The organism is Aerococcaceae bacterium zg-252 (assembly GCA_016237705.1).
Lineage (GTDB): Bacteria > Bacillota > Bacilli > Lactobacillales > Aerococcaceae > Globicatella > Globicatella yangjingiae.
Genome location: CP066204.1, coordinates 759,172 through 778,170, shown reverse-complemented (window position 1 = coordinate 778,170; position 18,999 = coordinate 759,172). Strand labels below are relative to the sequence as shown.

Here is an 18,999-nt window from a genome sequence, read left to right as displayed (position 1 = left end):
TTGCGTCCAAGATTAATATCGGAGTTAGTTCTGGTGTCCGCCACCGCTTGGCCCTTGTGTCCAAGATTAATATCAGATTGACCATGAGCCGACCACTCATTCTAATTTTATTCTATACTAAGGCTAACTGTTTTGCAATCATTTCTGCAATTAAATTATTTCTAAAACAAGAAGCCAGTAAGGAGTAATTTCCTTACCAGCTTGCATTATTATTCATTAAAATCAATTCGTTCACTAATCAAATACATAATCGGCATTCCTAATAACATTACCAATAACTCACTAATGAATAGTGAAAGGTAAGTTGGCCAAAATGCAGCCTCTGCTCCAATTAAGTATAGCATTAACGCAATCACGATACAGCCTGCTGCAAAAACAACTGCTGTTACAATGTATTTTAATAGCATTTCATCATACTTAAAGAATTTAACACGTTGATTCAATGCAACCAAACGGTTACCAATCCAAATACTAATATAAAAAGAAACCAAAGTCGTCAAGCTGCCGACAACCATATCCGTTATACCATATTGATAAAAATTAGCTAGAAACACACCTAATGTCACAGCATAAATATAGCGACGATTATACAGTCCCATATAGTTCAGCATTTCTGAAATTCGAAATTGAACAGGGCCAAAAGCAACAGGGGCAACAAGAAATGTTAACGTCATATATAACGCTATAACAATGGCAGACTTTACTAAGTCTAAAGTACGATTTTCCATACGATAAGTTTGATGATTCATTTTTCATTCTCCTTTGTAGGCCGTTCATCAACGCCTAGTAATAACGATAACCAAAGGAAGCTCCCTTTCAAAAGAGCAAAAGTGTTATCGTGAGTTCGATAAAAAGAAATTCTACATCAATCTATCGCAAAATCCTACAACTTATAGCATGCATCATTGCCTATTTTGGTCAATCATTGAGTAGTCCCTTTTTAAACTCAATGCCCATTTTAACGAATTAACCAACCACCGTCAAGCTGCAAAACTGTTCCTTGCATATAATCTGCTGCATCACTAGCTAAAAATAAAGTGACATTTGCTACTTCTTCTGGTTGTGCCCAACGTTTCATTGGCGTTTGTTCAGCCACCCATTGTGCCATTTCGCCACCATTGTCAAAGTCAGCTTGTGTCATTGCTGTTTGGATAGCACCTGGAGCAATTGCATTAACTCGCAATCCTGTACTCGCATAATCATAAGCTAATTGTTTGGTTAAGCCCACTACGGCATGTTTAGCAGCTGAATAGGCAACACCACCACCACCTGCCGTTAAGCCAGCAATTGACGCCATATTAATAATGCGACTTGCCGATTGTTCTAATAATTTAGGAATGAACGCTTGACACATTAAAAATTGACTTGTCACATTGACATTTAAGAAATGCTCCCAATCTTCCAATGAAATCGTATCAATCCGCTTGAATTGGTCGAGTTGTCCAGCTGTATTACACAAAACATGTACACTGTCCCATACTGAATTAACAAATTCAAGCACTAGCTGGGCATCTTCTAATTGGCTAATATCTGCTTGAATAAAGTTAAATGACTGCATATCCACTTCGACACTAGCCGGAAAAGGTTGACAATCCACCCCTACTACTTGATGTCCCTTATTTAAAAAGGCTTGTACTTGTGCTAAGCCAATACCCGAACTCGCACCAGTTACAATAACATTTAATCGTTCAGGTAAAAAATGTTCTTGCTTGACCGAAACATTAATCATTTACAATCGTCCAATCAGTCGCTAAAATATCACACACTGTCGGTTGAAACATACTGAATCCCTCACCTGTCACCATAATTGCAAAATAGGGTGTCATTGTTTGTCCATTCAACTGCGTTTCTGGCACTAATTCAACATACTCTTCAGCACCACCCCATCCTTTACGAATGATTTTAGCACCTTGTTTTAATTGTGGTAAAATTTCTTCAAATGTCATACATTTTCCTACTTTCTTTACTATTATTTGGGCATTTCAAGAACTGAATCCCATTGTATTGGTTTAGCTAATCTTTTATTAATTTGTGAAAATGGTTGACTACCAAAAAAGCCACGATAAGCTGATAAAGGACTTGGGTGTGGTGCTTGAATAATGAAATGCCTAGCTGTATCAATTTTAGTCCTTTTCGATTGAGCTGGCTTACCCCACAACACAAAAATCAGCGACTCATCATGTTGGTTTAACACATTGATTACATAGTCAGTAAAATATTGCCACCCCAAATGCTGATGCGAATTTGGCTGATGTGCTTGAACCGTTAAAGTTGTGTTCAATAGCAAAACACCTTGTCGTGCCCACGATGATAAATCCCCTTGTGTCGGCATCTCAATTGATAAATCATCTGCCAATTCTTTATAAATATTTTTCAAAGACGGTGGCAGAGAGAGATTGCTCGGCACTGAAAATGCTAATCCATGTGCTTGCCCTACATTATGGTAGGGGTCTTGTCCAAAAATAACCACTCTCACGTCATCATAAGGTGTTAATTCAAACGCACGAAAGACATCTTCTCGGTGTGGAAAAACTGTTTGCGTTTGATACGCATTCTCAATAGCATTATTTAATGCAATGCCTTGTTCAGATGTCCAAAAAGGTGCGAGCAATTCTTTCCATGTCATCATACATTTCACCTCGATTCGCTAATCAATCTCCATTCATTTTAGTGCATTCAAACTTCAATAGCAAACAAATGATGTTTTATTTTGAGCAAAAAAATAGCGAAGTTCAGTATTATTCACACTGACTTCACTATTTTTTAATAGTTCATTAAGTAAGGCGGCTTAATGCTTAACTATATCTTATTCAACAATCATCTCACGTTGTTCAAAAAACGCTTCTAGCTGCATCCAACTTTGTTCGTCTAGTTCTTTTTCTTCCAATGTTAAAAAGAACTGCGGCAACAATTCGGATTTTATTTGCCAAAAACCGTCCACTAACGTAAAGAAATAATCATCAAATTGCTTAAATACAGGATACAATGTTAAAAATTCATCAAATGACCAATTTTCCCATTCTGTAAATTCTGCAACAAATCCATTTGAGAGTGCCATTTCAGTCGGATAACCAAAGGCATTAATAATCCCTTTTTCATACAAATGCTGAAATACTTCTTCTTTAGAAAGATTCATTCCCATTGATAAACAATGTTGATACCCCTCTTCTACTAAAGGTGGATAAATAATCGCCATTATAACACTCCTATCCTAACAAGCTCGGACTACCTTTGCAATAGTGCAAATCAATTTATCCTTGCTCGCATTCTATCTATCAACAAAATTATTCTTCGTCTGAAATAACCGTTCTACCATTGTAAGTACCGTCTTCTGCGATACGGTGTGGAACTTTCCATTGTCCTGTCGTACGATCAAATGAAATATTTGGAACGCTTAATCCTTTATGTGTTCTTCTTGAACGTTTTCTTGCTTTTGATGTTTTTCGTTTTGGTACTGCCACGTTAATGCCCCTTTTCTCCTATAACATTGCTCATTACACTTGCCATAATATAATGGTTTACTTTTGAAATGATAGTAGCTTACTGGTCATTTTTGAATAAGTGTAATAATTACTCTTATAATTTATCATGATATTCACTTTGTGTCAAGCTATTTAAAAAATTTATCCAATATTTACACATAAAAAGACTAGACAGTCATGTTCTGTCTAGTCTCACTTTCATTCTATTCTTAAACTAATAATTAATTACTTGACCGATACGAATATTAGTTGAACCACCATTATTCGCCACTAATGTATCAACTGATACACCAAATCGGTTTGCTAAACTATATAAAGTATCTCCTGCTACAACTGTATAGCTACCACCAGTTGGTGTAACACTTGTTGGAGCTGGTGCAACTGCTGCCGGTGCTACCACTGGTGCTGGTGTCGCTATTACTGGAGTTGATGTTGGTGCAACTGACGTTGTCACTGGTGTACTTGCTACCGCAGCCGTACCATTTACAACTAATTGTTGTCCTGGATAAATAATACTTGATTGCGATAAACCATTTGCTTGCATCAACTGAGTAATCGAAATACCATGACGAGCAGCAATTCCATATAAGGAATCACCTGCTACAACAGTATAATTACCAGTAGTATTAGAAGAAACCGGTGCGGATACAGTCGTCGGTTGTGTTTCTGTCACTGATGATGTGCTCGCTGATACTGCCGATGCAACTGAAGTTGCAGTCACTGAAGACGCACCAGGGATTACCAATTTATGTCCTATTGGTAAATAATTACTATTATTACCATTAGCTGCAATTAATTCATTCACTGACACACCGTAGCGACGAGCGATACCCCAATAAGTGTCGCCTGCTACAACAGTATAGCTACCTGCTGAAGTCATTGGTGTTGTATTGGTCACACGAGTTGGTGTTGGTGGTGTTGGTGCTGAAACTGTAGCAGTATTTGATACTGTCGTATTAACCGTTTGACCAGGCACTTTAATTGTTTGACCAACATATAAACTCGAACCAGATGCTGCATTCATCGCTTGCAAATCTGCTACTGATATACCAAAGCGTTTTGACAATGCCCAATAAGTGTCTCCAGCATTTACTGTGTATTGCCCAGTTGTAGTCGCTGGTTTCGCTGTTTCAGTGCGATTAGTTGTTGCTGAAACAGTTGGTGTAGTTGTGGTTGTTGTCGCACTCGTCGTATTTGATGAACTTGTTGCTTGCCCTGGCACCTTAATTGTTTGACCAACATATAAACTTGATCCAGATGCTGCATTCATTGCTTGCAAATCTGCTACTGATACACCAAAGCGTTTTGATAATGCCCAATAAGTATCACCTGACGCAACTGTATAAGTTGAGCTTGATGTTGAAGGCTGAGTAGTAACCGTAGCTGCAGTATTATTAACAGCAGTACGCAATACCGGTGTTGACGTTTCAGTCGGATTCACAATCGCTGTACTTTGGCGTAATGTATCATAAGCCGTTAAATTATTTTCTTCAATAATAGCATTTAATTTTGAGCCATAACGTGTATCTGTGGCATACTTACCTGTTAAATGTGCCGTCGCATCTTGATAACTAGAAGTTTGACTCACACGTGCCCCTTTGTAAAAATTATAACGCCAGTTTGTTGGGTCATTATCCCCTGTTAATAATGAGGCATAGTCTGATAATGAACTTGCATAGCCATCATAACTTCTAAATTCTTCATTTGAACTATAATAATTGCCAGAACCGTCATCCTCTAACGTTTGTAATGTTACACTATTATTATTGTACTTTCCTTTAATACCAAATAAATTATAATGAGGTGCACGTGCTAAAGTTGAATTTCCCCAACCAGACTCTAGTGCTGCTTGTGCAATCATTACCGACGCATATAAATCATTCGATGCAGCAATTTTACGTGCTTGTTCAGAAATAAAACCTAAAAATTGTGATTTAGATAGGCGTGTATTAGTAATCGCATCTTGTGCCTTAACCGTCGTTGGTGTCGTCACCGACTGCAAAACGCTTGCTGCTGAAAATAAAACGACCCCAGCATTTACTGTTTTGTAAACTCGTTTCATTCTATCTAGTTTCTGTCTTCTTTTTTGCATTTGAACTGCAACTTTTCTCGATAGTATTGGCACGTTATTCTCCTCCTAAAATTGTTCAAAAAATATATAAATGTCTTTTGTCACTAACTATACACTTTACATTGTAGCGAATTATCTACTCGAAATACAGTAAATCGAGAAATTATCGCCAAAGCTTAAAATATGTAATATAATTGTTACATAAGCAGTAATTAATACTTTCAGAAAAAGGAGCATATCATGTTACGTGCCTTACATTATAGTCATCACTTACTTAATGAATTAGTTACAAAATTTCCAGGCGGACTTTTCATTGACGGTACATTGGGGAAAGGAAATGATACCTTAAGAATTTTAAATCACACTGATTTTACCGGAGAAGTATTTGGATTTGATATCCAACAAGCAGCCATTGAACAGTCTATGGAAAAAATCAAAGAACACCCACTGGCTCATCATGCACACTTACTTTTAGATAGCCATGCACACCTATCTAACCACGTTGGCGACCAAGCGATTCATGGGGCTATTTTCAATCTCGGTTATTTGCCTGGTGGCGACCATTCGATTACAACACAATTCGAATCTACTTTACAAGCAATCCATGCGATTCAAGAGCGATTAGTACCACAAGGACAACTAATTCTTGTCATCTATTCCGGTCACCCACAAGGCAAAATCGAAAAAGAAAAATTATTTGACGCACTTAGTCAGTGGCCACAAGAAGAATTCCAAGTATTACAATACGGCTTTATCAATCAACGTAACAATCCACCGATGTTATTAGTTGTTGAAAAGTTGTAAAAGAATAGCACAAAGCCCCAGCAATTTGTGTTAGTTGCTGGGGTTATTTTTATTCACTCAACGCTTTCGCATTAAACACTAATTGTCCATTTTCTAACGAAACATTCACGACTTGTTGTGGCATAATGTCACCTTTAATAATCAATCGAGCGAGTGGTGTTTCAATTTCTCGAGTAATTAAACGCATCAATGGTCTTGCACCATATATTGGGTCATAACCATGTTGTGCTAACCAATTCAATGCTTCCGGCTCCATATTCAATGCAATCTCTTGTTGTGCCAAACGATTGCGTAATTGCCCTAACATTTTATCGACAATAGCTCCCATATGATTCAATGACAATGGCGTAAATAGAACCGTATCATCAATACGATTTAAAAACTCTGGTTTAAAATGTGCACGTAATTGTTGCTTCACTTGTTGTTCCGTTTCCGGTGCGATATTACCGTCATCATCAATACCCTCTAATAATAATGGTGCTCCGATATTACTTGTCATAATTAATACAGTATTTTTAAAATCAACCGTACGACCTTTTGAATCCGTTAGACGTCCGTCATCTAATACTTGTAATAAAATATTGAATACATCGGGGTGTGCTTTTTCGATTTCGTCCAATAATACAATCGAGTATGGACTACGGCGTACTGCCTCTGTCAATTGTCCACCCTCTTCATAACCAACATATCCTGGAGGAGCACCTACTAAACGAGAAACCGTATGTTTTTCCATATATTCAGACATATCAATACGGACGATATGGTGTTCATCATCAAATAGTACTTCTGCTAAGGCTTTTGCCAATTCTGTTTTACCGACACCTGTTGGACCTAAAAATAGGAATGAACCTATCGGACGATTCGGATTTTGTAAACCAGCTCGTGACCGCAAAACTGCCTCAGCTACTTTATTAACTGCCTCATTTTGTCCGATGACACGTTGATGTAGCGTTTCGTCAAGTTTCAATAATTTTTCACGTTCACCCTCAACTAAACGTGTTACTGGAATACCCGTCAAACGTCCGACAACTTTTGCGATTTCTTCATCAGTAACACTCTCTTGAGTCAAGCGATTTTCTGCATGTTCAGCTTGCTCTTGTTCGAGTTGTTTTAATTCACGTTCTAATGTCGGAATAGTACCATGACGCAATTCTGCTGCTCGTGTTAAATCATAGTTCGATTCAGCGTCTTCTAACTCACGACGCAAGTCGTCAATCGCTTGTCGTTTATCACGCAACTGATTCATTGCCTCTTTTTCGATTTCCCAACGCATTTTCAATTGATTCGCTGACTCACGTAAATCAGCTAATTCCTCTTGCAATGCCTCTAAACGTTTTTTACTTGCATCATCGGATTCTTTTTTCAAAGCTGCCTCTTCGATTTCCAATTGCATCAAACGACGTGTCACCACATCCATTTCAGTCGGCATCGAATTGATTTCCACACGAATAGTCGCACACGCTTCATCGACTAAGTCAATCGCTTTATCTGGTAAAAAACGGTCAGTAATATAGCGATTTGATAAAGTTGCGGCAGCTACTAAAGCATTATCATGAATATTCACCCCATGATGAATTTCAAAACGTTCTTTCAATCCACGTAAAATACTAATTGTATCTTCCACCGTAGGTTCTTGAACAAATACACGTTGGAAACGACGCTCTAATGCTTTATCTTTTTCAATATTTTCCCGGTATTCATCTAATGTCGTTGCCCCAATACAATGTAATTCACCACGTGCTAACATCGGTTTTAATAAATTACCAGCATCCATAGCTCCCTCTGATTTACCTGCACCTACAATTGTGTGAATTTCATCAATAAAAAGTAAAATTCGTCCCTCTGACTTCACCACTTCTTTCAATACTGCTTTTAAACGTTCTTCAAATTCACCACGATATTTCGCACCAGCGATTAAAGAACCCATATCTAAGGAATAGACTTCCTTATCACGCAAGTTTTCTGGTACATCTTTACGTACTATTCGATGTGCTAACCCTTCAATAATCGCTGTTTTCCCTACCCCTGGTTCTCCGATTAAGACAGGATTATTTTTTGTTTTTCTCGATAAAATTCGGATAACATCACGAATTTCTTCGTCACGACCGATAACTGGGTCTAATTTGTTTTGTTTCACTGCCTCATTTAAATTCGTTGCATATTTTGCTAACGATTCATACGTTTGTTCTTGATTTTGTGATGTCACACGTTCTCCTCCTCTCAAAGTATCAATACGTTCCATTATTTTTGAAAATGTAATGCCTTGCTTAGTTAAAAATTGTGTTAATGGCTGATTTTGCTGGTCAAATAAAGCTGCTAATACCAATTCCGTTGACAAGTATTCATCTTGCTTTTCTGCTGCTAATTGATTGGCACGTTGGAATAATTGGTTCAAGCGTTGACTAATTTGTTGCCCATATTGAATGTTACTTCCTGTCACTTGACTTATTTTATCAATCTCTTGTTCGATAACAGCTAAAAACTGTGTCATATCTACACCAAGTTCTTGATATAATTGATACGCAAAATGGTCTGGCTGCACAAAAATACGCCATACATGTGGTATATCAATTTCTTGATGTTGACGCGTTATCGCAATCTGTTGTGCTGCTCCTAGCGTTTCCTGCATCGCAGTGGTCATTTTTTCAATCATAAACTCCACCTCACATATTTTCATTTAGTCAAAAATAGTCAATTAAAATTTTCGTTAAAAATTAGCTCTTTACTGAGCTTAATCTTATTATAAACCATTAGTAAAAATTGGTCAAGAATTACCTTGACCTTTTTTGACTAATTTTAGTAAAGCTTGTCTTTATATGGTTCAAATTATCGAAAAAATTGCATTTTATCAAAATAAATGATAAAATGCAGTTTTTTTGATAAAACATACTTAACTATTCTGTATAAAGAAAGTCAGTAACAAGTGCCTACATCTCACCACTCATCACTGACCTTCTTTGTATATTCAATTCTATTTCATCACTGAAACACTATGGTATTCCGGCTCCAGTGAGCTAAAATGAACCACTGTCACATTATGTTATTACAATTCTTTAAATAAAAATCTAGCATTCCAAAAGTAATCTGCACCTGAATAAATCGTAAAGAACAAACAGATATAAAACAATCCTTGTGCTATCGGTAATGTTGTTCCAAAATTTTGGAACAAGAAACAGATAATGGCTAACATTTGAGTCATCGTTTTGATTTTACCTGGTAAGGCAGCTGCCATTACTTTTCCATTTGTTTGTGCTAATAGAACACGTAGACCCGTCACCATTAACTCACGAGCAATAATGATAAAGACTGCCCACGCTGGCACCCAACCTTTTTCTACAAAAAGCAACAGAGCAGCGATTACAAGTAATTTATCAGCCATTGGGTCAAAGAAAGCACCGAATGAAGTCACCAAATTTAATTTGCGTGCCAAGTAACCGTCTAAATAATCGGTAACACTTGCAACGATAAAAATGATTCCGGCAATCAATTGCGTCACTGGAATGACTTCATTACCAATTGAAATCAGATGAACACCTTGCCATAACATTAAGCCAATAAAAATCGGAATCATGATGACACGTGCCAATGTTAATTTATTGGCGATATTCATTAGTTATCACTTCCAGTGTTACGATTACGATATACTGCTGGCCCCTCATATTCTTCTTCTGAACTAGATTCTGACTCAACTTCCGTCATTTCTTCAGCTGCTTGCTCTGTTGTCACTTCTGATTCGGAAGTAGCAACATCACTTGAACCCTCTTTTACAACAAACACAACCGTATCAGCAAAATATGGATTGTTCAACTCTAATTCTTTTCCGTTAACGATAAACTTACCACCGTCTGGATAACCGACACGCATTCTGAAAGTTTTGACATTATTTTGAACTGTGTACTCAAATTTCTCGCCATCTGTAATAGTCGTGTCTACTACCATGAGATCGTCTTCTAACATACCAACCCAAACATAGCCTAAACCATTAACACCAAAAGTATAGCCTTCAAAATTACCGCCTTCAACTTCATAGACAGTTTCTTCACCTTCACCTGAAATTTTCGTTAAAATTTTATTCCCTACACGGATTTGATTATCAGCTAATTCCTTCACTTCAGTAGTCGTAGATTGTGTCGTTACTTCTGTTACCGCAGCCTCCGGTGCAACCGTTGATACAATCGAAGTTGTCGGCACTTGCTCAATTGGTTTACTTGTATTATTCATACGAGAAATCGCCACAATCAATGTAATAATAATCATTAAAATAATCGCAATTAAAAAGAATAGTGGCAAGTAGGATAAGATAACTTCTACATTATTTTTTTCAAAATTATCTTGTCTTGCTTTTACTCGACTACCCAATTCTTCGCTTTCAATATTATTAATAATCGGTGTTTCATCAGCATCAGAAAATGCGTCTAACTCACTTGCATACTCTTCTAAAAGATTATCCCCATTCAAGCCAACCACATCAGCGTATTGTTTCACAAATGCACGAATATAGAAGCTACCTGGTAGTTCTTTTAAATTTCCCTCTTCAATCGCAACCAAATATTTCTTTTGAATTTTTGTCATTTGTTGCAATGTATTTAATGTATATCCCTTTTCGATACGAGCATCTCGTAATTTACTTCCTAATGCACTCATCTATTTCCCCTCATTTTCTTATCAATCTCCCCCCAATTATAACATAAGTTCTAGCAGTTGTGATAACAATTTTATCTTTTATTAAAATATCTCTCTAAGCACAAAGAAACACTGCCCAGAGCTAGCCCTAGACAGTGTCTACTATTTAAAATTACTCTGCTGAGTAAAGTTCTGCTGATTCAATTTCACCAGCATTTAATTTAATCATTGTTACAGATTTAACCGGGTTATGTTTCTCATCAATTGAGAATGTTCCTGTTACCCCAACAAAGTCTTTTGTTTCAGCAATTGCTTGTTTAATTGCTTCACGATCTGTTGAACCTGCACGTTCAATCGCATCAATCAATAAGTTAGCAGCATCAAAACCTAATGCAGCAAATGTATCAGCGTCAGTACCAAATTTGTCTTTATAAGCTTTCAAAAATGCTTGTACATTTTCATTATCAGATTTAGGTGAAAAATGTGAAGTATAATATACATCAGAAGCATTAGCTGCACCTGCTAACTCAACTAATGTATTACTTGATAAACCGTCACCACCAACGATTGGTGCAGTAATACCAAATTCACGAGCTTGTTTAATAATTAAACCTACTTCTGTATAGTAACCTGGTACATATAATACATCAAATTCTTGTGCTAATAATGTTGTTAAAGTTGCCGAGAAGTCTGTATCACCTGATTGGTAGCTTTCTTGTGCAACAATTTCGCCACCTAACTCAGTATATTTTTTCGTAAAGGCATCTACTAAACCTTGTGAGTAGTCAGTTGCTTGGTCAGTTAAAATTGCAACCTTTTTAGCTCCTAAAGCATTATAAACATAAGATGCACCTGCTGTTCCTTGATAAGAATCGGCAAAACATACACGGAATAAATATTCTAATACCGACTCATCTTCAGCCAATGTTAAAGTATCTCCTGTTGCTGCAGGTAAAATTGCAGGTACTTTTGCTTCAGTAATAACAGGAATTTGTGCTTGTGAATCACCAGTTGTCGCTGGTCCAACAATCCCTACAATTTTATCATTAGATACTAAACGTGTTGCCACTGAACTTGATTCTGTTAAATCTGATTTATTATCTAAAATTTCTGTTGCTAAGGTTAAGCCGTCTAAAATTTCACCTTTAGCATTACGTAATTCTACTGCTAATTCTAACGCATTTGCCATCACACTTCCGTAAGAAGCTGCACCACCTGTCAACTCAAAGTTCCCACCGATAACAACAGATTCTTGAGCCGAGACTGGTAATGAAGTTGCTACGGCACTCGCTAATGTCAAACTCGCTAATAAAGTTGCACTTAATTTTCTTAATTTCATATTATTTCCTCCATGTCGATAGCTTTATCTTTTTGATAAGAACATATTAGCCGAATTATGAAAGATTGTCAATTGTTTTTTAATTTTTTTTTAATAAAAGGAGAAAACAAACTGGAATGTCTAATAAAGAAAAGCAACAAAGAAGTCATCTTCTCTGTTGCTTAGTATCATTATTGTTGTAAAGGTGCTGTACTATTAACTTGACGTTGAATAATATATGGATTGACAATATGATATCCTTTTGCACGATAGCCGTCCACCATTGTGCCAACTGCTTGAGCCGTCCAAGGTAAGTCATGCATCAAAATATTAGCACCACTACGTAAATATTTATTATCTAATGATACATCTGCTAATGCTTTTCCGTCTTGGTACTCTTCCATCCAATCATAACCAAATGACCAAGTCATCAACTGCATACCTAATTCATTACAAATTAAGATTGTATCCATATTAAATTTACCAAATGGTGGTCTAAACCAACGTGGTTTCTCGCCTGTAATTTCTTCAACGATTTGACTTGTTGTCGCAATTTCTTTATATTGTTCTTCATACGTTAACTCACGCAAATTCGGATGATTAGACGTATGATTTCCAATCTCAAAACCTAAATCATAAATTTGTTTGACAATTTGGCGACTTTGCTCAGTTTGCAAATACATACCATTAACTAAGAAAATAGCATTCGCATCTTTTTCATGTAAAGTTTGTGCAATTTGCAAGGCATTAGAATTTTCTCCACGTGGAGTATCATCGAATGTAAATAATAAAACATCTGGGCTTGATTGAGCATTAAGTGGTTGAATTTCACTCGAAACATCTGGGTCATTAAAGATACTATATGCAAAACCCGACTCATCAATCTGTGCATATTGCTGATAATTCGTTTGAATCCGATGTGCAAAATGTGATTCATGTGCACTTGCTATTGTTGAAGATAATACCAAAGCGACCAATGTACTTGCTACGACACGTGTTAAATTCATCTCTATACTCTCCTATTCTGGTTCGTTCGAGTTGCCTTGACGTCCACTTCGCATAGCTCTTGAAGTACTGACGTACTTCTACGACCTTTACTCCAATGATTCAAGGCAGAACACTCTCGCTGATACTAAGTTATCATAAAATTTTTCCTTATTTAGTATAACATAAAACCGCTTTATTTAACAATGTGATTTTAAGATAATTTTGAATATTTGATTATGATGTTTATAAGTGAGTTCTAAAATGGCAATACGGCTAAAAATTGCCCTAAAGTAAAACGATTACATTGAAATTCTGCATGTTTTTGATATACTAAAAATGTAGAAAAGTGAAGACGGTGGCTACCCCATTCGAAAGGAGTTGGTGCTTATGATTGTAAGTACTGAAATCTTAAAGAAAGGAGTAGCAGTTTGGCTGCATTTGAAACGGTACAAACAATCTTGTTGTTTAGCAGTGTTATTATCAACTTGATTGCTTTGTGCTATCAAATATTTACAGACAAGCATAAAAAATAAGCCGTCCTTGACTTTGGCGAGTTAAACGGCTTATAATTAATATCAAGTCGGTAGCCACCGTCTGAAACGGTTCTACACAAGAGTCGAGCAGCAACTCGGCTCTTTTTACTTATATTATACAGAACATCGATGCTATTATCAATAACCATATTATTTAACAGTTTCATTACTTTGAATATATTTCTACATCCTTTATCTATAAAGCTGTTCAATTCTATTCATACTTATAAAGCACTTCAAAGGGTAAACAACCATGCTAGGATTTATTTTTTTCTCATTAATGACGGTATGCTCCTTATCTAAATCTTACCAATTTCAACACCACACTACCTAACCTAACACTCACACGAACAGAAGACTTATAGACTATTGAACAACAAAAAGACGCACCAAATAACAACATCATATGTTATCATCTAGTACACCCCTAATTGTTTTAGATAGCGATTATTTTTTCTTAAACAGTCTAATATAGTCTTGTTTGCTATGGATAATATCAGATACAAACACGACTTTTTTATCTTCTAAAATATGATAAAATGCTAGGTAATTCCCTAAAACAATGCAACGGGTATTATAAGGCGGATAAATGGTTTCCCCTACTCTTGCGTCTGCATTAAATCCTGCTTCTGGAAAAAGTTCAAGACGTTCTAACCCGTAAAGAATATTATTAACGGTGTTAGTCCCTGCCTGCTCTGAAAAGTAAGTAGTTTCAATATAGCTTTTTATCTCCCGTAATTGTTCCTGTACGGTTTCGGGGATAATAAGGCTATAAGTTTTATTATCAGATACCAAGGTTAGCCCTCACTTCACTAGCGTTATATACCCGCCCTTGCTCTAAATCATTAAAACTTTTAGCGATTTCAGACCGTAATCCTGCAAGTAGTTCAGCCCGCTCTTTATCGGTATCAGTCTCAAAAGGTAATGCATTATTTTTTACAATGTTTTCTAAAAATAAATTAAAGCTAGCTGTCATATCAAGATTTTGGGCTGCGATAATGGCTTCAGCTTTTTCTAGTAATTCACTATTGGTTTTAAAGTTAACTTGCGTATTTTTTTCGAAAACGTGCATAGTAGCACCTCCTTAATGATATTATACCACTTTAAACTATATTCATATAGTTTAATATAGTTATAAACATATACAGACGTTTTTATACTTATATGCGGATAAAAATATAAAGGAGTAGCAACTAGCTACCCTTTTGGATAATACAAACCACATAAGTACATAAAATTAGTCTTTGAAAAGCGTAAAGAAATATGGGAATCTTTTGTACAGTAAACAACTTCTTTTCCCACAAAATAATCTTTGAAATAATCGACTGCATTATAGAGTAATTGTGTATGTTGTAACAATTGATTACGCTCTTTTGGATTAGCATTTCTAAATAATGATGTTTGTACCATATTTCCCTCCAAAATAAAAACGACTCAACAACGTGAGCCGCTTTCTAGTCGGTTTAATTTTGGTGTCTGCCACCCGCTTGACCCTTACGTTCAAGATTAATATCAAGTTTAATTTTGGTGCTTGCCACCCACTTGACCCATATGTCCAAGATTAATATCAGATTGACCATGAGCCGACTACTCATTCATAATTATAATAACTCTTTATCCGATACAGCATTTCAAAAACACGATAAAGACTCTAAAAAATCCTTATCGTATCCCATTACCTATTTACGCTTCACGCTCAGCAATTACTTCAATTTCAATTAAACCACCCAATGGTAAAGCTGCTACTGCAAAGGCACTACGAGCAGGATATGGCTCATTAAATTGAGTAGCATAGACTTCATTGACAGCTGCAAAATCTTGAATATCAGCCAATAATACTAATACTTTAACAACATTATCCAATGTTAAACCCTCAGACGCTAGGACTTGTTTAATATTTTCAAATGCTTGTTTTGCTTGTGCTTGAACTCCACCCTCAACTAATTTTCCTGTTTCTGGGTTTAAACCTAATTGCCCAGATAAGTAAAATAAATTACCTGTTTGAATACCTTGAGAGTATGGGCCTACGGCTGCTGGTGCTTTACTTGATTCTAATTTTTTCAATTGATTAACTCCTATTCTGGTTCGTTCGAGTTGCCTTGACGTCCACTTCAGAAATCTCCTCTGTGCGTTCATTCGCACGCCGGTGATTTCCTCCAGTGATTCAAGGCAAAACACTCTCACTCACACTATGTTTTCTGGTTCGTTCGAGTTGCCTTGACGTCCACTTCAGAAATCTCCTCTGTGCGTTCATTCGCACGCCGGTGATTTCTTCCAGTGATTCAAGGCAGAACACTCTCACTCACCTATATATTGATAACTCTATTTTACCACACATACTTGAAAATACATACAGTCAGTTAAGGTCGCTTGGTCTATCCATACCATTTTTTCATAATCCATTTTTCCAGACGGAGTAACAGAATGCACAGTTAAACCAGCTTGCTCTATCATCTGCTTAATATCTTCTAAAGTATAACATTTTAAAACTTGCACTTGCCGTTCATCTGTCTGTGCATCATACCAACTATCAATAAATTGATGTTCGGACTCATCGTACTGATACACACGTGACAAAGTATCGGTGAATTGCATCGTCACATTATGTGTCGTACGCCAATAATCTGCATTATAAACATCAATATAGGCATAACCATTTGGTTTAAGCCAAGACGCAATGCGATTCAATAATTCTTGTTGCTGAGAATCACTGAATGCTCCAAAACCGTCAATATAATAAATAAAATCAAATAATTTTTCTGGTTGGTACTGGTAAAAATCAGCTTGCACAAATTCAACCTGTGTATCCAACTGCTTTTGCAATGTATTGGCAATATCAATCGCACCTTGCTCAAATTCAATTGCCGTCACCTTAACACCTAATTGATTGAGTGCTATCGCATCATAACCGACACCTGACCCTAGTTCCAGTGCCTTATCAACTTTTTTAGGCAGCAACTCTAATATTTGCTGCATCTTTTTAGCAGCAAATGCTAGTTGAGTGTCTGTATCCAATTGAAACTGTGGCATGCGTTCATACATAAATTGATAAAATTGTTGATTCAACATATTCTGTCCCCCCTAATCACTAACCATAAATAAAACGTTATTATTATTTATTATATTTCAATATTTACTCAAATACAACTTGAGTATGATGACGTTACTTCTTCACTCCCGTATACTCATAACAACAAGTAAATTATTCGGGGGTTTTAAAAATGATTATTACAACAACACCTAACATTGACGGTCAACTCATTAAAGAATATAACGGAGTCGTTTTCAGTGAAGTCGTCTTAGGGATTAATGCAATGAAAGATATGAGTGCGAGTTTACGAAATATCTTTGGGGGACGCTCGACAGCGTATGAAGAAGAATTACGTCAAGCACAAGCTGATGCCTTACAAGAACTTGAACAGAGAGCCTTACAAATCGGTGCTAATGCCATTGTCGGCATGCGTATTGATTATGAAGTATTAGGTGCGAATAATGGCATGCTGATGATAATTGGCAGCGGAACTGCTGTTACGATTTAATTTTTCAAAAAGGGAGATTTGACAGATGACTTCAAAAAGTGTAAAAATGCCCGTATTTCATATTATTTCCATATTTGGACTGCTTGTCTGTGGTATTCTTGCTATTTGGCTCTATCAATCAGGTATGCTAACTTCGGTGGAATTGTTACATCAAACCGTCCAACAATATGGCTTTGCTGGTATACTCCTTTTTATCTTTATACAAATTATTCAAGTAGTCATTCCCATTATTCCAGGTGGCATTTCTACAGTGGCTGGTGTCGTCATATTTGGGGCTTTTGATGGCTTTTGGTGGAATTATATCGGTATTTGTTTAGGCTCAATGATTGCATTTGCTATTGCAAAATATTATGGTCGCCCTACGTTGCATCAGCTTTTTTCACAACAAACGATTCAAAAATACGATGCTTGGGTCAGTAAGGATAGTCGTTTCACTTGGTATTTTGCCTTAGCGATATTCTTTCCCATTGCACCAGACGATTTCTTATGTTATTTAGCCGGAACCACTCAGATGAATTGGAAAACTTTTTCGCTTATCATCTGGCTAGGAAAACCATTATCAATCGCAGCGTACAGTATCGGCTTAAAAACTTTTATCGAACAAGCACTACCATTATTTAATTAAAAAAACAGGTAAAATGAGCATTCCGATACGAATGACATTTTACCTGTTTTATTTTAGTCTATCTCATCATACGCACCATTTTGTTGCAGACGTTGACGAGTGTAATTGCCCATAATGCCAATCGAATGAGCAGTCGGTTTAATATTTATGCCAAATATCAAATTCATTAACCACATTAAAATTACAAAAATAGCAATTGGAGCAATGCAGTTAACCACAATTAAGATAGCCAATGAATCAATTAAATTATTCAATGTCTTAATCATTTTATTTGGCAAATCAGTAACAGCCGTTGCGACATTGCTAATAGAACCTGTCGTAAAATCCACCACTCCACTCAATGCGTGCGATAGTTGCCCTACAATATCGGTACTCTGCTCTTCTTGTTGCGTCGCATTTTGACTTGTTTCTTCTTGTTTGTTGACCTCACTCTGAATCACTTGTGCCTCATCAATCGTTCGATTAATTGTATTTTTATACGTTGATTCAATTTGATTGGTAATAAAAATAGTCGTCGGCACGACACAGAAAAGTGCTACACCGAATAAAATAATTTTTCGGCTAATACGTTGTACCATAATATATACTGGAGCTGATTGCGGCACCCATAAACCGTAAATATTAACTGCTAATCCTACTGGAATAATCAACTTCAATACTAATAATCCCATAGACGAGAATAAATATTTTTGAAACCATAGTCCGATAAATACAATAATTAAGTAGTCTGAAATATCAGCTAAATTTTCAGCTAATGGTGTCGCTACATCACCTGGAATAAGTGTCAAAGCAGTCGAACTCGCAGCTGAAATAGCTGTTAGCTTGACGACATTTTCTTTCATACTATCTAATTCTTGTGCAATATACGTTGTCAAATTCAACAATAATTGAGAATTTGCAAACCACCAACATAAAATAGCAATACCAATAGATAATACCGTCCAAATTATCTTTTGCTGGGTACTTATCGTTTGACTATTTTGTGGTCTATCTAATTGTTTTATCATCTCTTTCTCC

At 36.4% G+C, this 18,999-nt stretch carries 22 protein-coding genes; 4 read left to right on the top strand and 18 right to left on the bottom strand.

The features are described 5' to 3' along the window. Positions 1 to 209 precede the first annotated feature (209 nt). The 7 genes from JDW14_03825 to JDW14_03795 all read right to left on the bottom strand — a co-directional run bounded on the left by JDW14_03825 (position 210) and on the right by JDW14_03795 (position 5,607). A complete protein-coding gene (locus tag JDW14_03825) occupies positions 210 to 749 on the bottom strand; it encodes a QueT transporter family protein (GenBank protein ID QQD66239.1) in 540 nt (179 codons plus the stop codon). A 209-nt stretch (positions 750 to 958) separates the two neighbouring features. Beyond that, positions 959 to 1,729: a 3-oxoacyl-ACP reductase gene (locus JDW14_03820; GenBank protein QQD66238.1), complete on the bottom strand. Its 771-nt coding sequence runs from the start codon at positions 1,727 to 1,729 to the stop codon at positions 959 to 961. Continuing rightward, a complete protein-coding gene (locus JDW14_03815; protein QQD66237.1) occupies positions 1,722 to 1,946 on the bottom strand; it encodes a DUF2829 domain-containing protein in 225 nt (74 codons plus the stop codon). The genes JDW14_03820 and JDW14_03815 overlap by 8 nt, the downstream gene beginning before the upstream one ends. 23 nt (positions 1,947 to 1,969) lie before the next feature. Next, positions 1,970 to 2,626 carry a uracil-DNA glycosylase gene (locus tag JDW14_03810; protein ID QQD66491.1) on the bottom strand — a complete coding sequence of 219 codons (657 nt, stop codon included), beginning with the start codon at positions 2,624 to 2,626 and terminating at the stop codon, positions 1,970 to 1,972. Between the two features lie 180 nt (positions 2,627 to 2,806). Continuing rightward, positions 2,807 to 3,196 (bottom strand): hypothetical protein, encoded by a 390-nt coding sequence (locus JDW14_03805; protein QQD66236.1) that lies wholly within the window; start codon positions 3,194 to 3,196, stop codon positions 2,807 to 2,809. Between the two features lie 88 nt (positions 3,197 to 3,284). Next, the gene (rpmF, locus tag JDW14_03800; GenBank protein QQD66235.1) at positions 3,285 to 3,461 is read right to left on the bottom strand and encodes a 50S ribosomal protein L32; all 177 of its coding nucleotides are present in this window, start codon (positions 3,459 to 3,461) and stop codon (positions 3,285 to 3,287) included. A 235-nt stretch (positions 3,462 to 3,696) separates the two neighbouring features. Beyond that, a complete protein-coding gene (locus JDW14_03795; GenBank protein QQD66234.1) occupies positions 3,697 to 5,607 on the bottom strand; it encodes a LysM peptidoglycan-binding domain-containing protein in 1,911 nt (636 codons plus the stop codon). A 186-nt stretch (positions 5,608 to 5,793) separates the two neighbouring features. Between JDW14_03795 and JDW14_03790 the strand changes: the two genes are divergently transcribed. Continuing rightward, entirely contained in the window at positions 5,794 to 6,357 is a 564-nt protein-coding gene (locus JDW14_03790) for a class I SAM-dependent methyltransferase (GenBank protein ID QQD66233.1), read from the top strand. Positions 6,358 to 6,406: 49 nt separating this feature from the next. Here JDW14_03790 and clpB read toward each other — a convergent pair whose 3' ends face one another. The 5 genes from clpB to JDW14_03765 form a co-directional block, all read right to left on the bottom strand. After that, positions 6,407 to 9,010 carry an ATP-dependent chaperone ClpB gene (clpB, locus tag JDW14_03785; protein ID QQD66232.1) on the bottom strand — a complete coding sequence of 868 codons (2,604 nt, stop codon included), beginning with the start codon at positions 9,008 to 9,010 and terminating at the stop codon, positions 6,407 to 6,409. Positions 9,011 to 9,400: 390 nt separating this feature from the next. Next, positions 9,401 to 9,967 carry a CDP-diacylglycerol--glycerol-3-phosphate 3-phosphatidyltransferase gene (gene pgsA, locus JDW14_03780; protein ID QQD66231.1) on the bottom strand — a complete coding sequence of 189 codons (567 nt, stop codon included), beginning with the start codon at positions 9,965 to 9,967 and terminating at the stop codon, positions 9,401 to 9,403. Then, complete coding sequence (locus tag JDW14_03775; protein QQD66230.1) at positions 9,967 to 11,001, bottom strand: helix-turn-helix domain-containing protein; 1,035 nt, start codon at positions 10,999 to 11,001, stop codon at positions 9,967 to 9,969. The genes pgsA and JDW14_03775 overlap by 1 nt, the downstream gene beginning before the upstream one ends. 151 nt (positions 11,002 to 11,152) lie before the next feature. Further along, positions 11,153 to 12,319, bottom strand: coding sequence for an ABC transporter substrate-binding protein (locus JDW14_03770; protein QQD66229.1), 1,167 nt, complete (start codon positions 12,317 to 12,319; stop codon positions 11,153 to 11,155). A gap of 170 nt (positions 12,320 to 12,489) precedes the next feature. Next, a complete protein-coding gene (locus JDW14_03765) occupies positions 12,490 to 13,305 on the bottom strand; it encodes a polysaccharide deacetylase family protein (protein ID QQD66228.1) in 816 nt (271 codons plus the stop codon). Positions 13,306 to 13,713: 408 nt separating this feature from the next. Between JDW14_03765 and JDW14_03760 the strand changes: the two genes are divergently transcribed. After that, positions 13,714 to 13,818, top strand: a complete 105-nt coding sequence (locus JDW14_03760; protein ID QQD66227.1) for a hypothetical protein — start codon at positions 13,714 to 13,716, stop codon at positions 13,816 to 13,818. A gap of 447 nt (positions 13,819 to 14,265) precedes the next feature. Here JDW14_03760 and JDW14_03755 read toward each other — a convergent pair whose 3' ends face one another. The 5 genes from JDW14_03755 to JDW14_03735 all read right to left on the bottom strand — a co-directional run bounded on the left by JDW14_03755 (position 14,266) and on the right by JDW14_03735 (position 16,887). Further along, entirely contained in the window at positions 14,266 to 14,613 is a 348-nt protein-coding gene (locus JDW14_03755) for a type II toxin-antitoxin system RelE/ParE family toxin (GenBank protein ID QQD66226.1), read from the bottom strand. Further along, the gene (locus JDW14_03750; GenBank protein QQD66225.1) at positions 14,603 to 14,890 is read right to left on the bottom strand and encodes a type II toxin-antitoxin system RelB/DinJ family antitoxin; all 288 of its coding nucleotides are present in this window, start codon (positions 14,888 to 14,890) and stop codon (positions 14,603 to 14,605) included. Before JDW14_03750 ends, JDW14_03755 begins: the two co-directional genes overlap by 11 nt. 125 nt (positions 14,891 to 15,015) lie before the next feature. Then, positions 15,016 to 15,228, bottom strand: coding sequence for a hypothetical protein (locus tag JDW14_03745; GenBank protein ID QQD66224.1), 213 nt, complete (start codon positions 15,226 to 15,228; stop codon positions 15,016 to 15,018). Positions 15,229 to 15,501: 273 nt separating this feature from the next. After that, entirely contained in the window at positions 15,502 to 15,954 is a 453-nt protein-coding gene (locus tag JDW14_03740; GenBank protein QQD66490.1) for a RidA family protein, read from the bottom strand. 186 nt (positions 15,955 to 16,140) lie between these two features. After that, entirely contained in the window at positions 16,141 to 16,887 is a 747-nt protein-coding gene (locus JDW14_03735) for a class I SAM-dependent methyltransferase (protein ID QQD66223.1), read from the bottom strand. Between the two features lie 152 nt (positions 16,888 to 17,039). Here JDW14_03735 and JDW14_03730 point away from each other — a divergent pair, with 152 nt between their 5' ends. Together JDW14_03730 and JDW14_03725 are read left to right on the top strand one after the other, a co-directional pair. Continuing rightward, a complete protein-coding gene (locus JDW14_03730) occupies positions 17,040 to 17,357 on the top strand; it encodes a heavy metal-binding domain-containing protein (protein QQD66222.1) in 318 nt (105 codons plus the stop codon). Positions 17,358 to 17,403: 46 nt separating this feature from the next. Then, entirely contained in the window at positions 17,404 to 17,982 is a 579-nt protein-coding gene (locus JDW14_03725) for a TVP38/TMEM64 family protein (GenBank protein QQD66489.1), read from the top strand. Between the two features lie 53 nt (positions 17,983 to 18,035). Here JDW14_03725 and JDW14_03720 read toward each other — a convergent pair whose 3' ends face one another. Then, positions 18,036 to 18,989, bottom strand: coding sequence for a hypothetical protein (locus JDW14_03720; GenBank protein QQD66221.1), 954 nt, complete (start codon positions 18,987 to 18,989; stop codon positions 18,036 to 18,038). Positions 18,990 to 18,999 lie beyond the last annotated feature (10 nt).

Bases quoted from the DNA above. Each gene is read 5' to 3' on its own strand.
- JDW14_03735 (QQD66223.1), bottom strand. From the start codon at position 16,887: ATGTTGAATCAACAATTTTATCAATTTATGTATGAACGCATGCCACAG.
- JDW14_03790 (QQD66233.1), top strand. From the start codon at position 5,794: ATGTTACGTGCCTTACATTATAGTCATCACTTACTTAATGAATTAGTT.
- JDW14_03740 (QQD66490.1), bottom strand. From the start codon at position 15,954: ATGAACGCACAGAGGAGATTTCTGAAGTGGACGTCAAGGCAACTCGAA.
- JDW14_03725 (QQD66489.1), top strand. From the start codon at position 17,404: ATGCCCGTATTTCATATTATTTCCATATTTGGACTGCTTGTCTGTGGT.
- JDW14_03720 (QQD66221.1), bottom strand. From the start codon at position 18,989: ATGATAAAACAATTAGATAGACCACAAAATAGTCAAACGATAAGTACC.
- JDW14_03770 (QQD66229.1), bottom strand. From the start codon at position 12,319: ATGAAATTAAGAAAATTAAGTGCAACTTTATTAGCGAGTTTGACATTA.
- JDW14_03825 (QQD66239.1), bottom strand. From the start codon at position 749: ATGAATCATCAAACTTATCGTATGGAAAATCGTACTTTAGACTTAGTA.
- JDW14_03820 (QQD66238.1), bottom strand. From the start codon at position 1,729: ATGATTAATGTTTCGGTCAAGCAAGAACATTTTTTACCTGAACGATTA.
- JDW14_03810 (QQD66491.1), bottom strand. From the start codon at position 2,626: ATGACATGGAAAGAATTGCTCGCACCTTTTTGGACATCTGAACAAGGC.
- clpB (QQD66232.1), bottom strand. From the start codon at position 9,010: ATGATTGAAAAAATGACCACTGCGATGCAGGAAACGCTAGGAGCAGCA.
- JDW14_03775 (QQD66230.1), bottom strand. From the start codon at position 11,001: ATGAGTGCATTAGGAAGTAAATTACGAGATGCTCGTATCGAAAAGGGA.
- pgsA (QQD66231.1), bottom strand. From the start codon at position 9,967: ATGAATATCGCCAATAAATTAACATTGGCACGTGTCATCATGATTCCG.
- JDW14_03805 (QQD66236.1), bottom strand. From the start codon at position 3,196: ATGGCGATTATTTATCCACCTTTAGTAGAAGAGGGGTATCAACATTGT.
- JDW14_03745 (QQD66224.1), bottom strand. From the start codon at position 15,228: ATGGTACAAACATCATTATTTAGAAATGCTAATCCAAAAGAGCGTAAT.
- JDW14_03750 (QQD66225.1), bottom strand. From the start codon at position 14,890: ATGCACGTTTTCGAAAAAAATACGCAAGTTAACTTTAAAACCAATAGT.
- JDW14_03730 (QQD66222.1), top strand. From the start codon at position 17,040: ATGATTATTACAACAACACCTAACATTGACGGTCAACTCATTAAAGAA.
- JDW14_03765 (QQD66228.1), bottom strand. From the start codon at position 13,305: ATGAATTTAACACGTGTCGTAGCAAGTACATTGGTCGCTTTGGTATTA.
- JDW14_03815 (QQD66237.1), bottom strand. From the start codon at position 1,946: ATGACATTTGAAGAAATTTTACCACAATTAAAACAAGGTGCTAAAATC.